The sequence below is a fragment of the Marinibacterium sp. SX1 genome, from assembly GCF_050389775.1.
In the GTDB taxonomy this organism is placed as follows: domain Bacteria; phylum Pseudomonadota; class Alphaproteobacteria; order Rhodobacterales; family Rhodobacteraceae; genus Marinibacterium.
This window is the reverse complement of sequence record NZ_CP177144.1, coordinates 768,886-782,171: the sequence shown is the minus strand read 5'-3', so window position 1 is coordinate 782,171 and position 13,286 is coordinate 768,886. Positions and strand designations below refer to the sequence as shown.

Below are 13,286 nucleotides of genomic sequence, written 5' to 3'. Positions count from 1 at the left end.
CGCCGGTTACTGCACCAGGTAGGGTTTGCGCGGCGGTTTCGGTGCATGCTTGACCTCACTCTCGACCGGGAAATCACCCATCAGGTACGGATGCATCCCCTGGTTCTTGAGGTTTTGCAGGAAGCGGCCAAAGCCTTCAAGATCGGCCATGCGCGGCGCCTCGGCCAGACGGCGCGGGCTGACCGTGCCGATCTCGTCGATGATGGTCTGCAGGGGCTCCATCGGGCTTTCGATGAACTCGGCCATGGTCCAGACCCGCACCCGCGCCTTGGTCCAGGTCGAGCGCAGAACCTTGAGATGCGCGGCCTCGATCTTTTGCAACGCCGCGGCCTGGCTGCGCAGGGCCGAGAAATTCTGGTTGGACCGGAACAGCGGCACCGCCCAGGCCCCCGAGATCACCGAGATCTGGGCGTTGGGGTCCTTGGCCAGGGTCCATTCGATGGCCTGGTTGTCGCCCGGGCCGAACTGGAAACATTGCCGCTCACCCCGGGTGTTCCAGATCAGAGAGGTAAAGAACGCCTTGGGATCGTCGTCGCGGCTGCGGGCATTGTCCGACAGCGCCCCGTTGATCAGATGCGCCCCGCCGGAAAACTCGGCCCGGCCGGGGGCGAACAGGTGGCCATGCACCCGCGCGCCGGTGATCTTGGCCAGCCAGGGCTCGAAATCCTCGAACAGCTCGGTAAAGCCCTCGAACACCGAATATTGCGAGGAGGTCAGCCCGTTTTCCCAATCCTCGTTCGGAAACCGGCTTTGCATGTAAAGCCCCGGCCGCCCGCGCGTCCGCCTTTCGACGGCCTTGGCAAAGATGCGGTCGATCTTGCCCGGGTTCGGTTCGGTCCGGTTCATGGCCATGGAACTGTCCGTCAGGAAGGCCTTGTAGAGCCGGTCGGCATAGGGCCAGATCTTGCGCGCGACAAAACAATCGGACCGGCGCAGCAGCTGCAGGTGATCGTCGTAGAAGATATGCGGCTTGCCCTGGAAATCGAACTTGGACAGGGTCAGCGACCGGCTTTCGATATTGGTCGAATATTGCCGCACCAGGGTCTGGTAATAGCTTTCGTCGGGAATCCAGACCCGCTTGAAATAGGCATCAAAGACCGGCCGGTCGGGATCTTCGAGGATGGCCGACAGGGTCTGGCGGGTCAGGCACCACCACTGGCTGCCCATGTGCGGCACCAGCCCGGCCGGGGTCTTGCGGCGCAGGTTGAACCGGCGTTGCAGGTCGACCGACAGGTCGAACAGCAGGCGGTTCTTCTTCCACGAGAAGGGGAAGCGCAGGGTAAAGCGTTCCTCGTCCAGCCCGCCCACCGTCCAGGGCACATCGGCCGTGGTGGCGCTTTCGATGAAATCGGTGCGCGGCCGGGCTTCGAGATATTCGATCAGCTCCTGCACCGGGCGCAGCGGCAGGCACGACCCCGAGGCCAGGTAGACATGGCGCACGTCGGGGAATTCGGCGAGCATCATCTCGGCCCCCGATTGCGAGGCCGCGACGATGCCCCAGGTGCCCCATTCACAGCGGTGCCGGCGGCAGAACCGCACCCGCCGGTCATCGGCCAGGGCCGCGCGAAAGCGCCGGTAGGTCTTGCGCGAGACGTTGGAATCGACATGCAGCACCACCGGACAGCCCGCCGCGGTCCAATGCCGGGCGACCTGTTCCGCCCGGTGCAGGGCGGTGTGCACCAGCATGACGATCCCGACGCTCATGCCCAGTTGCCCTTGGACATCAGGCCCAGGATCTCGAGCTGGCGCCAGTTGATGTATTTCTCCGACCAGGTGCACCACAGCTCGGGATCGTCGCGCAGCCGGCTGGCATAGGCCTTGTATTCGACCGAGGCCGCGTAATGCTGCTTGCGGTCCAGCTCTTCGCGGGCCTTGGCGTTGAACGTGTCGAGGAACTTGGCGTGCAGCAGGATGCCGCTGGCCTTTTCACCGCCCCATTCGTCGTAGACCTGGTTCAGCCCTCGGGGCAGCAGCATGTGGGTCGAGCTGACATAGGCATACTTGCGGTCCCACTTGACCAGCGGAATCTTGTTCAGCGCCGGGGCGCGATGGGGCTCATCGGGAAAGAACACCCGCCGGCGCGGCCCGCCCTGGATCCACAGGTTGCCGTATTCGAAATTGCGCTTCAGCGAGTAGTTCCCGCTGTCGAACCAGGCGGCGATCTCCATCGGGTCCTGGCCCGCGCGGTAGGGCTGATCGTCCAGCCGGCCCTTGGGATACATGTCCAGCAGCATGGCCGAGAACGACCGGATCGAGCTGGCATCCAGCCAGTCGGTCAGCGCGCGCAACGGCCGGGTGTCGCAGAACGGATAGATCAGGAATTCGTCGGGATCGACGACCAGGCACCAATGGCCATGGCCGTGCTGCATCTGAAGCCAGTTCAGCCAGTCGACCCCGAAGCGCGCGCGCTTGTAGCTGGCCGTGCTGTGCCAGACCGACACGTCGGGCTGGTCGGCCAGGTAATCCAGCGCGCCATCGGTGCTGTCATTGTCGACGATGAGGAAATGCGCGATCCCCATGTTGCGGTAGTAATCCAGGAAATAAGGCAGGCGGATGCGCTCGTTGCGCTGGGTCGAGAACAGCAGCAGGTCGCTGGACCGGATCTGCGCGGTGCGATCGGCCACGGCCTTCAGCTCGCGATGCTTGCGCCAGGCGCGGCCGCGCCAGCGTTGTCGCTTCACGCGAAGCTTGTAGGACTGCCAGGCGCCCAAGGTTTCGCCTCATCTCAGTTGATCGCCCAAGCGCCACGGCGCTTCAGACGTTCTTGCACACCACGTCGAAATGGTCCGACCACCCCATGGCATCGAACCCGGACGTCATCCCTGCCTCGTCGTTTCCCCGATCCGCTGTTACCAGGCGGTCGACAATGTTCCTCCATAGATAGCTTTCGGTTTCCACAAGGTAAACGCGAATGTCGTTCAGCGTCTCTTCGTAGACCGGGAGCGGCGCGGCGACCACGGGCACCCCCAACATGGCGGCTTCCAGCGGCGGCAGGCCAAACCCCTCGGCCCGGCTGGGAAAGAGCAACCCGCAGCTGGCCTGCAACAGCGCGGCCACGGCCCCGTCGGACAGGCCGGGACATTCGCGGATCACCCCGTCATCGGGCAGGGCGTCCAGCCGGGCAAAGACCGCCTCGTTGTTCCACCCCCGGCTGCCGCAGATCACCAGGCCGGGCATCTCGTCGGCCGGCCGGTCGCGGGCCAGCGCGGCCCAGGTGTCCAGCAACAGATCATGGCCCTTGCGTGGCTCGATCGTGCCCAGCGCCACGAAAAACGGCCGGGCGGGCGGCAACCCCGGGGGCAGCGCAGCGGGATCGGGTCGCGCCGGGGTGACGCCAAGCGGCGCCACGAGGATGTCGGGCGGCGCGTCCAGGTGGGCCCGCACCCGGGTTTCGGTGAAATGGGAATTGCAGATCAGCAGGTCGGCATGGGCGCCCGCGGCCTCCAGCTTGCGTCGAAAGGTACCCGCCGTGCCGGGGCGCTGGTATTCAGGGTGGTCCAACGGGATCGTGTCGTGGATCAGCACGGCGATACGCCCCTGCGTGCCCTGCCGGATCGCCGCCAGCGCCGCGCCGTTCAGCCCGGAATGGCCGGTGTTGAGGTAAGGCGTGCCCGGGGCGAGATGCGCTTGCAAGAGCGTGGCGAGCATGGCCCGCCGGCAGCGCCCGACCGCCAGCCGGCGCAGATCGCTTTCCGCCCGGCGCACCATCTCGGGCCGTTTGCGGAACAGCGACGACAGCACATCCGCCCGACCCCAGGGTTCCGCCCCATGCAGCCGCGACTGCGCCGCCCGCAGCCCCTCTTCGTCCAACAGCAGGTAACCCGCCCCGGTCCTGACCAGCCCGAACAGCGGCGCGTCCCGCTCCAGCAGATGATCGAGATAGGCCAGCTCCACCCGGTCGACCCCGGTGGGCTGACGGCCGGCCCGTCGCAGGCTCCGCGTCAGGTCCAGCAGCCGCCCGGGCACCGGGTTATTCGTCGTAATGGCCAGTTTGGTGCCATCTCCAGGCATCGGCGATCATCGTCTGCATCTTCGACCGCTCCGGGCTCCAGCCCAGCTCTTCTCCGGCCCGGGACGATCCCGACACCAGCTTGGTCGCATCCCCGGCCCGGCGCGGACCCTCGGTATAGGGCACTTCGCGGTTGGTCACGCTGCGCGACTGGTCGATCACCTCGCGCACGGAAAACCCGCTGCCGGTGCCCAGGTTGAACACCCGGCTGCCCTTGCCCTCTTCCAGCCACTTCAGCCCCAGCACATGGGCATCGACCAGGTCGCAGACATGGACGTAATCGCGGATGCAGGTGCCGTCGGGCGTGTCGTAATCGGTGCCGAACACCGTCAGCCCGTCGCGCTTGCCGTCGATCGCATCCAGCATCAGCGGAATCAGATGCGTCTCGGGCCGGTGAAACTCGCCCACCTCGCCGTCGGGGTCGGCCCCGGCCACGTTGAAATAGCGAAAGATCACGTGGTCCAGCCCGTCCGAGGCCTGGAAATCCCGCAACATGTCCTCGATCGCGCGTTTCGACGCGCCATAGGCGTTCAAAGGCTCCTGCGGCGTGGTTTCGTCCAGCACCACGTTGTCATGTTCGCCATAGGTCGCGCAGGTCGAGGAAAAGACGAAATGCTTCACCCCGGCCGCGCAGGCCGCCTCGATCAGGTTCAGCGAGCCCACGACATTGTTGCGCCAATACTTGCCGGGCAGTTTCATCGCCTCGCCGACCAGGCTGAGCGCCGCGAAATGCATCACGGCCACGGGCTGCCACCGCGCCAGCACGTCGTCGATCCGCCCGCGATCCAGCAGATCGCCTTCCTCGACGGGCCCGAACTTGACCGCCTGGCGCCAGCCGGTCGCAAAATTGTCAAAGACGACGGGCACGTAACCCGCCGCCTTCAGGGCCTTGCAGGCGTGCGAGCCGATATAGCCCGCACCGCCGGTCACAAGTACATGGCGCACCGGTGGCCGTCCTTATTCGGCGGCCTTGTCGACCTGGGTGATCTCGGTCAGGAACCGGTGCAGATCGTCGCGCAGGTCTTCGCGGGCCAGGCCAAAGGCCACGGTGGCCTGCAGGAAGCCGGCCTTGGACCCGCAATCGAACCGCTGGCCGCGGAAGCGATAGCCATAGACGCCGTTTTCCGAACCGATATCCGCCGCGATGGCATCGGTCAGCTGGATCTCGCCGCCGGCGCCGGTGCGCATGTTGTTCAGCGTGCGCAGAACCGACGGCTCCAGGATGTAACGCCCGATGACCGCCAGATTCGACGGCGCTTCGGCCGGCTCCGGCTTTTCGACCATGGCCTTGACCTTGACCATGTGGCCCATGTCCTCTTCGACATCGAGCACGCCATAGGCCTTGGTCTTTTCGGGCGGCACTTCCATCGCCGCGACCATGTTGCCGCCGGTCTGTTCATAGGCCTCGACCATCTGCTGAAGGCAGGGCGTCTCGGCCGCGATCACGTCGTCGGGCAGCATGACGGCAAAGGGCTCGTTGCCGATCAGCCGGCGAGCGCACCACACGGCATGGCCCAGGCCCAGGGCCTTGTGCTGGCGGATATAGGCAATCGCCCCGCTGTCCATGTTGGTGGCCTTGAGCGCTTCGAGAAGGTCATCCTTGCCCTTCTTGCGCAGCTCCTGCTCCAGGATCGGCGAATGGTCGAAATAATCCTCGAGCGCACCCTTGCCGCGCGAGGTCACAAAGATGAATTCCTTGATCCCGGCCGCGCGGGCCTCGTCGATGGCATATTGCACCAGGGGACGGTCGACCAGCGTCATGATCTCCTTCGGCACCGACTTGGTCGCCGGCAGGAAGCGTGTCCCCATTCCTGCAACGGGGAAGATCGCCTTGGTCACTCGTTTGCGCATGTTTCAAAAACCTCAACACGTTGGGCGTTTCAAAAATAAGTGTGCATCCCACGCCTGCATAACACAATGCCAGAGCCTGCGTGGAACTTCTGTTCAATTAATCTAACTTCTGAATTGGTCGGCAAGTTCCCTCTCAATGAGCCTTACGCTACGTACACGTTCAATTTCCCGGGCGATACGCCTTTTGAATCGCCAGGCCCGAATCGGCGAATCGCTGCGATCGGACTTGCCGAACAGCCCGCCGCGCTGGTGCCAGATACCATCGGGGCCAAAGCTGACACGGTGCCGCCAGGCCGAGGGCGACAGGATGATCTCGGTGACGATTCGCCCGGCCTGCCGCTGGAACAGCGCTTCGGCCCGGCGGTCGCGGCCCTGCCAGGGCCGGCCGGCCACCACCAGCGACGGCGCATCGGGCCGGGCCGGATAGGGCCGGAAGGGCAGATCGGGTTCGGGCAGGGGCACCATGCGGCGATGGCCCCGGGCGCGGCCGTCCTCGACCCCGGCGTCAAAGCCCTTCATCAGCCGCCGCACGTCGCGCGGTTCCAGCGTGCCGGCCACCATGTGGCGCAGGGCGCGCAGCCGTTCGTCCTGGCGGGCCCGGGCCAGCGCGCGGGCGCGGCGTTCGGGCGGGCAATGCTTGTCCAGGAACACGGCCCAGCTGGCGCCGATCTCGAACAGGTCGCGGGGCACCCTGTCGGCGTCGCGCACGGCATTGGCCGCAAAGCCATGATGCACCACGGCCCCCGGCACAACGGCCGTCAGGTTGCCGCTTTCGGCCAGGCGCAGGTTGATGTCGGTCTCGTCCAGGAAATAGCGGAACCCGGGATCGAACCCGCCGTGCCGGGCCAGCCAGGACCGGCGCAGGGCCATGTTGGTGCCCTGGGTCTTGATCCCCCGCTCGGCCGTGGGCGTCAGCAGGGTGACCCGCCCGGGATCGACGCGGATGTCGTCGGCCTGGCCGGTGACATCGACGGACTGGGCCCGCCATTGCCAGGAAATCCCGTTGCGCCCCAGCACATAGCCCCCGGCGGCGGTGACATGGTCGGACAGGAAAGGCAGGCTCAGTTGGCTCAGCCAGGACGGCTCGGGCACGGCATCATCGTCGATGAAGGCCACGACCTCGCCCGAGGCTTCGATGATGCCCAGGTTGCGGGCCACGGCGATGTTGGCCTCGTCATAGCGCACCTGCTTGGCATGGATGGCCTCGGGCATGGCCCAGAGCCGGGCCATGCCGGCCCGGTCGGCCACGATGACCACTTCGAAATTGGTGTAATGCTGCTGGGCCACGCCGCGAAGGCAACGGGCGAGGGCTTCGGGCCGGTCCCGGCTGACGATGACGACACTGACGGTCGGTTCGGTCATGCCGGGCGGGTCCTCATGGCATGCCCATCTCGGACATCATGGCCTCGATCCTCGGCACGTCCTCGGGATTGTTCAGCTCCCAGAAGCTGCGCCCCCGGGCGTCGACCTCGACGCACAGCACCCGGTGCCCGTTTTCCAGGAACCGCAGCTGTTCCAGCCCTTCGAGCTGTTCCAGCGGGCCGACAGGCCAGGTGCCATAGGCCGCCAGGGCGTCGGGCCGGTAGGCATAGACTCCGACATGGTGAAACACCGGGGTGTCGGCATCGGGAGCGAAGGTCTCGTTGGTATAGGGAATGACTTCCTTGGAGAAGTAGAGCCCCATGTTGCCCGACCCGAAGACCGCCGTGGTGCCGCCGACGCGGCCGGCCTTGCGGTCGGCCAGCAGGGCATTCAGCGTCGCCCCGTCGCAGCGCAGCACCGGCGTGGCCACACCGGCCTCGGGCGCGGCGCGCAGGCCGGTGACCAGGTCCTCGATGAACCAGGGCGGGGTCAGCGGCGCATCCCCCTGCAGGTTGACGACGATCTCGGCCGCACCGCCCAGGCTGGCCAGAGTCTCGGCGCAGCGCTCGGTGCCATTGGCGCATTGGGGCGAGGTCATGACAACCTCGGCCCCGAAGGTTTCGGCCGCATCGCGGATGCGGTCGTCATCGGTGGCCACGACAACCCGGTCCACGCCGGAGACGGATTGCGCCGCCTCCCACGTGCGTTGCACCAGGCTTTTCGCCACGCCACCCGCGCCGGTCAGCTCGACAAGCGGCTTGCCGGGGTAGCGGGTCGAGGCGAAGCGGGCCGGGATGACGACCAGGACGCTCATGCGGTGGGCTTCAGGTCCACGCCCGGCGCGTAGGCGATGAAGAACGGGTTGGCAAAATCGTCCTTGCCATAGACCAGCGGGGTCAGGTCGTCGAAGCGCACGACCTGGCCGCCGGCACCGTTCAGCACGGCATGACCGGCCGCGGTGTCCCATTCCATGGTGCGGCCCAGGCGCGGATACAGGTCGGCCTCGCCGGTGGCGATCAGGCAGAACTTCAGCGACGACCCGGCCGAGGTCATGTCCTTGACGCCATATTTGCCGATGTAATCGTCGGTGGCCTGGTCGCGGTGCGATTTCGAGGCCACGACCATCAGCGCGTCATTGTCGGGGTTCGACACGTTGATGTCCTTGGTTTCACCCAGCGTTTCGGGATCGAACGCGCCGGTTTCCTCGACCGACTGGCCGTCGGCCCGGGTAAAGAACATGCGGTTGCGCGCCGGGGCATAGACCACGCCCCGGGTCGGGATGCCGGCCTCGACCAGCGCGATGTTCACGGTGAAATCGCCGCGGCGGTTGATGAATTCCTTGGTGCCGTCCAGCGGGTCGACGATGAGAAAGGTATCACCCTTGGCCTTGTGGCTGTCGGATTGCTCCTCGGTCACCAGCATGATGTCGGGGAAGGCCGCCTTCAGGCCGGCCGAAATCAGCGCATCGGCCTTCTCGTCGGCTTCGGTGACCGGGCTGTCGTCCGATTTGACCTTCACGTCGAAATCGTCTGCGTCATAAATTTCCATGATCTTGGCACCGGCTTCGATCGCCAGTTTCCGCATCACGGGCACAAGTGCGTCATAATTCACGAATAAACTCCGTCCTATCGGGGTTCGATTGAAAATGCCTACCGCGCACCTTATGCTGGCGCGGAAACCGAACGGCAAGGACTCCGTGCCACAAAGGCAAGGCATTGCCGGATCAGAGCAGGACAAAGGGCCGTTGTTTCAGCACTCCACGCGCCAGTCGAACTTTGCCATCGCCCTCGGCATGGCCGAAGTCACCTATCATTCGATCGTCCGTTCGATCCGCAAGCAGCACAACAACGCCTTCATCGCCATCGCGATGAACATGCTGCAGATGTTCGTCTTTGTCCTGGCCTTCTACGTGATGTTCTGGGTCCTGGGCCTGCGGTCGGCGCAGATCCGCGGCGATTTCCTCGTCTACATCATGACGGGCATCTTCATCTACATGACCCACGTCAAGGCCCTGGGCGCGGTCGTGGGCTCTGAAGGGCCGGCCAGCGCGATCATGAAACACGCGCCGATGAACACGGCCATCGCGATCAGCTCGGCGGCGCTGGGGGCGCTTTACATCCAGATCCTGTCGATGTTCGTCATCCTCTACATCTACCACGCGGCCTTCAATCCGATCGAGATCTACGATCCGATCGGCTGCATCGGCATGCTGCTGCTGGCCTGGTTCACCGGCGTGGCGCTTGGCCTCGTGCTGCTGTCGATCAAGCCCTGGTTCCCGACCTTCGTCAGCATCTTCAGCCAGATCTACCAGCGGGCCAACATGATCGCCTCGGGCAAGATGTTCGTGGCCAACACGATGCCGGGCTTCATGCTGGCCATGTTCGACTGGAACCCGCTGTTCCACATCATCGACCAGTCGCGCGGCTTTGCCTTCAAGAACTACTTCCCCCGCTATTCGAATTGGGAATACCCTCTGATCGTCGGGTTGGTACTGGTCGTGATCGGGATGATGGGCGAATTCTATACACGCAAACAGGCGTCGATGAGCTGGAACGCCCGTCGATGAGAGCAATGTCAGTGAAGGCCGTCGCATCCGTCGCCGCGCTTGTGGCCGGGACGGCCGGGGCCGACCCCGCCTTTCCCCGCATCTACGACCTGGCCCCCGAGGCACGGGCCGACGGGGTCGAGATCCATGCCGAGCCAGGAGCGACGGCAGCGGTCATCGGCCATCTCGATGGCAATGCCCCCGGGGTCGAGGTCATCGCCGTGACCGAAACCGGCGACTGGCTGCAGGTACCCCTGGCCGAGCGCACGGGCTGGGCGCGCACCGGGCAATTGCGCCCCCGCCCGGCATCCGAATACGGCAAGGCCGGCGACCGGCTGCTGTTCGCGCCGGACATGCGGTGCAGCGGCACCGAACCGTTCTGGTCGCTCGACGTCACCCAGATGCAGGACGCCCGGCTGTCGCGCATGGGCGAAGACGATCTCACCCTGCCCGCCGGGCGCATCCGCGTCAGCGCCAAGGAAACCGATCGCTATTTCCTCGATCTCGGGCCGGTCCACGCCGCGCTGTTGCAGGCCGAAATCTGCAGCGACGGCATGTCCGACCGGCTGTATGGGCTCCAGATCAACCTGGTCGTCGATCAATCCGACATCGTCCGGGGCTGCTGCTCGCTGGTGCCCTGACACGGTTCCACCGGCCTCTCTACCGGCCGGCCAGCGTGTCTAACTGGCCACCCGCAGCGTCAGGTTGATCCGCCCGCCCTTGGGCAACAGCCGCGACGAGCCAAAGCGGATGCGGTCGATGCCGTGATAGGTCAGCCGCGCGTCACCGCCCATGACCACCACGTCGCCAGAGCCCAGCCAGATCGAATCCGTCTTGCCGCCCCGCGTGGTGTTGCCGATGCGGAACAGCCCGTCATCGCCCAGCGACACCGACACCACCGGCCAGGAATAATCCTCTTCGTCCTTGTCCTGGTGCAGGCTCATCCGCGCATCGGCCCCGTAATAGTTGATCAGGCAGGAATCCGGCATCCGCTCCAGCCCGGTCACCCCGGCCCAGATCGCCAGCACCGCGTCGGGGATCGCCGGCCAGCTTGTGCCGGACGGGTGCAGCGCCTCGTAGCGATAACCCTTGCGGTCGGTCACCCAGCCCAGCTCGCCGGCCGAGGTCATCCGCACCGACATCGCCTGGCCACGCGGCGTGACCGGCCGGAACAGCGGCGCGGCCTTCAGCACGGGGCGCAGGGCGGCCACCAGCCCGGCCTGCGCCGGCCCGTCCAGGTAGCCCTTCCAGATGCGGAAACCGCGCAATTCCACCGGTGCGTTGCCCATGAAAGCCTCCGTTCTGCCTTCGTCTTCCGCGCATGTGTTACCGAAAGGCAAACCGCAGAAGAAAGGCGGAATGCAAGCCGTTCACGCGCTTGCAGGCATTTGATGCCATCCCTATATACGCCGGGACGCGCCGAGGTCCTGTGACCGAAGCGCCACACAGTCGGGGCCTTGATGCCGTAACGGGTCCGGGTCTCGTGAAATCGCCTTTGTATGAGAGGGATCAAATATGTCGAAAGTCATCGGTATCGACCTCGGGACGACCAACAGCTGCGTCGCCATCATGGACGGTGCGCAACCCCGCGTGATCGAGAACTCGGAAGGGGCCCGCACGACCCCGTCGATCGTCGCCTTCACCGACGATGAACGCCTTGTCGGCCAGCCGGCCAAGCGCCAGGCGGTGACCAACCCCGAAAACACCATCTTCGGTGTCAAGCGCCTGATCGGTCGTCGTTCGGACGACGCGCACCTGGCCAAGGACAAGAAGAACCTGCCGTACAACGTCATCGACGGCGGCAACGGGGATGCCTGGGTCGAATCCAAGGGTGAGAAATACTCGCCCAGCCAGATTTCCGCCTTCATCCTGGGCAAGATGAAGGAAACCGCCGAGAGCTACCTCGGCGAGGACGTGACGCAAGCCGTCATCACCGTTCCTGCCTATTTCAACGACGCCCAGCGTCAGGCCACGAAGGACGCCGGCAAGATCGCCGGGCTGGAAGTGCTGCGGATCATCAACGAACCGACGGCCGCCGCCCTCGCTTATGGCCTGGACAAGGAAAACAGCCAGACCATCGCGGTTTACGACCTTGGCGGTGGTACCTTCGACGTGACCATCCTGGAAATCGACGACGGCCTGTTCGAAGTGAAATCGACCAACGGGGACACGTTCCTGGGCGGTGAAGATTTCGACATGCGGATCGTCAATTACCTGGCCGACGAGTTCAAGAAAGAGAACGGCGTCGACCTGACCCAGGACAAGATGGCCCTGCAGCGTCTGAAAGAGGCTGCCGAAAAGGCCAAGATCGAGCTGTCGAGCTCGTCGCAGACCGAGATCAACCAGCCGTTCATCTCGATGGACCCCAAGGGCGGCCAGCCGCTGCACCTGGTGATGAAGCTGACGCGCGCCAAGCTGGAAAGCTTGGTGAGCGATCTCATCAAGGCCTCGATGAAGCCCTGCGCCGCGGCGCTGAAAGACGCCGGCATCTCGGCGGCGGACGTCGACGAGGTTGTCCTGGTCGGCGGCATGACCCGCATGCCCAAGGTCGTCGAGGAAGTGACCAAGTTCTTCGGCAAGGAGCCCCACAAGGGCGTCAACCCCGACGAGGTCGTGGCGCTTGGCGCGGCGATCCAGGCCGGTGTCCTGCAAGGTGACGTCAAGGACGTCGTCCTGCTCGACGTGACCCCGCTGTCGCTGGGGATCGAGACGCTGGGTGGCGTGTTCACCCGCCTGATCGACCGCAACACGACGATCCCGACGAAGAAATCCCAGATCTTCTCGACCGCCGAGGACAACCAGAACGCCGTGACCATCCGGGTCTTCCAGGGTGAACGGGAAATGGCGGCCGACAACAAGATCCTCGGCCAGTTCAACCTGGAAAACATCCCGCCCGCGCCGCGCGGCATGCCCCAGATCGAGGTGACCTTCGACATCGACGCCAACGGCATCGTGTCGGTCTCGGCCAAGGACAAGGGCACGGGCAAGGAACAGAAGATCACGATCCAGGCCTCGGGCGGTCTGTCGGACGACGACATCGAAAAGATGGTGCGCGACGCCGAGGAAAACGCCGAAGCCGACAAGGCCCGCAAGGACCTGGTCGAGGCCAAGAACCAGGCCGAAAGCCTCATCCACTCGACCGAGAAGTCGCTGGAAGAGCATTCGGACAAGGTCGATCCCTCGACCGTCGAGGCGATCGAACTGGCCATCGCGGCGCTCAAGGACGAGCTGGAAACCGACAACCCGGACAAGATCCGCGCCGGCATCCAGAACGTCACCGACGCGGCCATGAAACTGGGTGAGGCCATCTACAAGGCCAGCCAGGACGAGGCCTCCGGCGACGAAGAGCCCGAACCGGCCGACACGGCACGCGCGGAAGACGACGACATCGTCGACGCGGAGTTCGAAGACCTGGACGACGACAAGCGTGCGTAACGGCCAGGCCTGAACACTTTGGGGCCGGTCCGGGATCCGGGCCGGCCCTCATCGTTCAGGCGACCGCCTCAAGAGGACAACCAG

General features: G+C 65.2%; 12 protein-coding genes. 3 read left to right on the top strand and 9 right to left on the bottom strand.

Annotated features, from left to right (window positions below; translation table 11 throughout):
• Window positions 1-6 precede the first annotated feature (6 nt).
• The 8 genes from ACK3BB_RS03600 to cysQ form a co-directional block, all read right to left on the bottom strand.
• Entirely contained in the window at window positions 7-1,704 is a 1,698-nt protein-coding gene (locus tag ACK3BB_RS03600) for a beta-1,6-N-acetylglucosaminyltransferase (protein WP_428927366.1), read from the bottom strand.
• Window positions 1,701-2,711, bottom strand: coding sequence for a glycosyltransferase family 2 protein (locus ACK3BB_RS03595; protein WP_428927365.1), 1,011 nt, complete (start codon window positions 2,709-2,711; stop codon window positions 1,701-1,703). Before ACK3BB_RS03595 ends, ACK3BB_RS03600 begins: the two co-directional genes overlap by 4 nt.
• A 43-nt stretch (window positions 2,712-2,754) precedes the next feature.
• Window positions 2,755-4,011, bottom strand: coding sequence for a glycosyltransferase family 4 protein (locus ACK3BB_RS03590; protein WP_428927364.1), 1,257 nt, complete (start codon window positions 4,009-4,011; stop codon window positions 2,755-2,757).
• Window positions 3,971-4,954 carry a UDP-glucose 4-epimerase GalE gene (galE, locus tag ACK3BB_RS03585; RefSeq protein ID WP_428927363.1) on the bottom strand — a complete coding sequence of 328 codons (984 nt, stop codon included), beginning with the start codon at window positions 4,952-4,954 and terminating at the stop codon, window positions 3,971-3,973. The genes ACK3BB_RS03590 and galE overlap by 41 nt, the downstream gene beginning before the upstream one ends.
• A 12-nt stretch (window positions 4,955-4,966) precedes the next feature.
• Window positions 4,967-5,860 (bottom strand): UTP--glucose-1-phosphate uridylyltransferase GalU, encoded by an 894-nt coding sequence (gene galU / locus ACK3BB_RS03580; RefSeq protein ID WP_428927362.1) that lies wholly within the window; start codon window positions 5,858-5,860, stop codon window positions 4,967-4,969.
• Between the two features lie 102 nt (window positions 5,861-5,962).
• Window positions 5,963-7,222 (bottom strand): glycosyltransferase family 2 protein, encoded by a 1,260-nt coding sequence (locus tag ACK3BB_RS03575; RefSeq protein WP_428927361.1) that lies wholly within the window; start codon window positions 7,220-7,222, stop codon window positions 5,963-5,965.
• 13 nt (window positions 7,223-7,235) lie between these two features.
• Entirely contained in the window at window positions 7,236-8,036 is an 801-nt protein-coding gene (locus tag ACK3BB_RS03570; RefSeq protein ID WP_428927360.1) for a 3-deoxy-manno-octulosonate cytidylyltransferase, read from the bottom strand.
• Window positions 8,033-8,833 (bottom strand): 3'(2'),5'-bisphosphate nucleotidase CysQ, encoded by an 801-nt coding sequence (cysQ, locus tag ACK3BB_RS03565; RefSeq protein WP_428927359.1) that lies wholly within the window; start codon window positions 8,831-8,833, stop codon window positions 8,033-8,035. The genes ACK3BB_RS03570 and cysQ overlap by 4 nt, the downstream gene beginning before the upstream one ends.
• A 133-nt stretch (window positions 8,834-8,966) precedes the next feature.
• On the opposite strand from cysQ, the gene ACK3BB_RS03560 reads away from it, so the two are divergent.
• Window positions 8,967-9,788 carry an ABC transporter permease gene (locus ACK3BB_RS03560; RefSeq protein WP_428927358.1) on the top strand — a complete coding sequence of 274 codons (822 nt, stop codon included), beginning with the start codon at window positions 8,967-8,969 and terminating at the stop codon, window positions 9,786-9,788.
• Between the two features lie 11 nt (window positions 9,789-9,799).
• The gene (locus tag ACK3BB_RS03555) at window positions 9,800-10,408 is read left to right on the top strand and encodes a hypothetical protein (protein ID WP_428927357.1); all 609 of its coding nucleotides are present in this window, start codon (window positions 9,800-9,802) and stop codon (window positions 10,406-10,408) included.
• A 39-nt stretch (window positions 10,409-10,447) separates the two neighbouring features.
• Here the strand turns inward: ACK3BB_RS03555 and ACK3BB_RS03550 are convergent, their stop codons facing one another.
• The gene (locus ACK3BB_RS03550) at window positions 10,448-11,056 is read right to left on the bottom strand and encodes an alpha-ketoglutarate-dependent dioxygenase AlkB family protein (protein WP_428927356.1); all 609 of its coding nucleotides are present in this window, start codon (window positions 11,054-11,056) and stop codon (window positions 10,448-10,450) included.
• Window positions 11,057-11,282: 226 nt separating this feature from the next.
• Between ACK3BB_RS03550 and dnaK the strand changes: the two genes are divergently transcribed.
• Complete coding sequence (gene dnaK, locus ACK3BB_RS03545; RefSeq protein WP_428927355.1) at window positions 11,283-13,202, top strand: molecular chaperone DnaK; 1,920 nt, start codon at window positions 11,283-11,285, stop codon at window positions 13,200-13,202.
• Window positions 13,203-13,286: the final 84 nt, after the last annotated feature.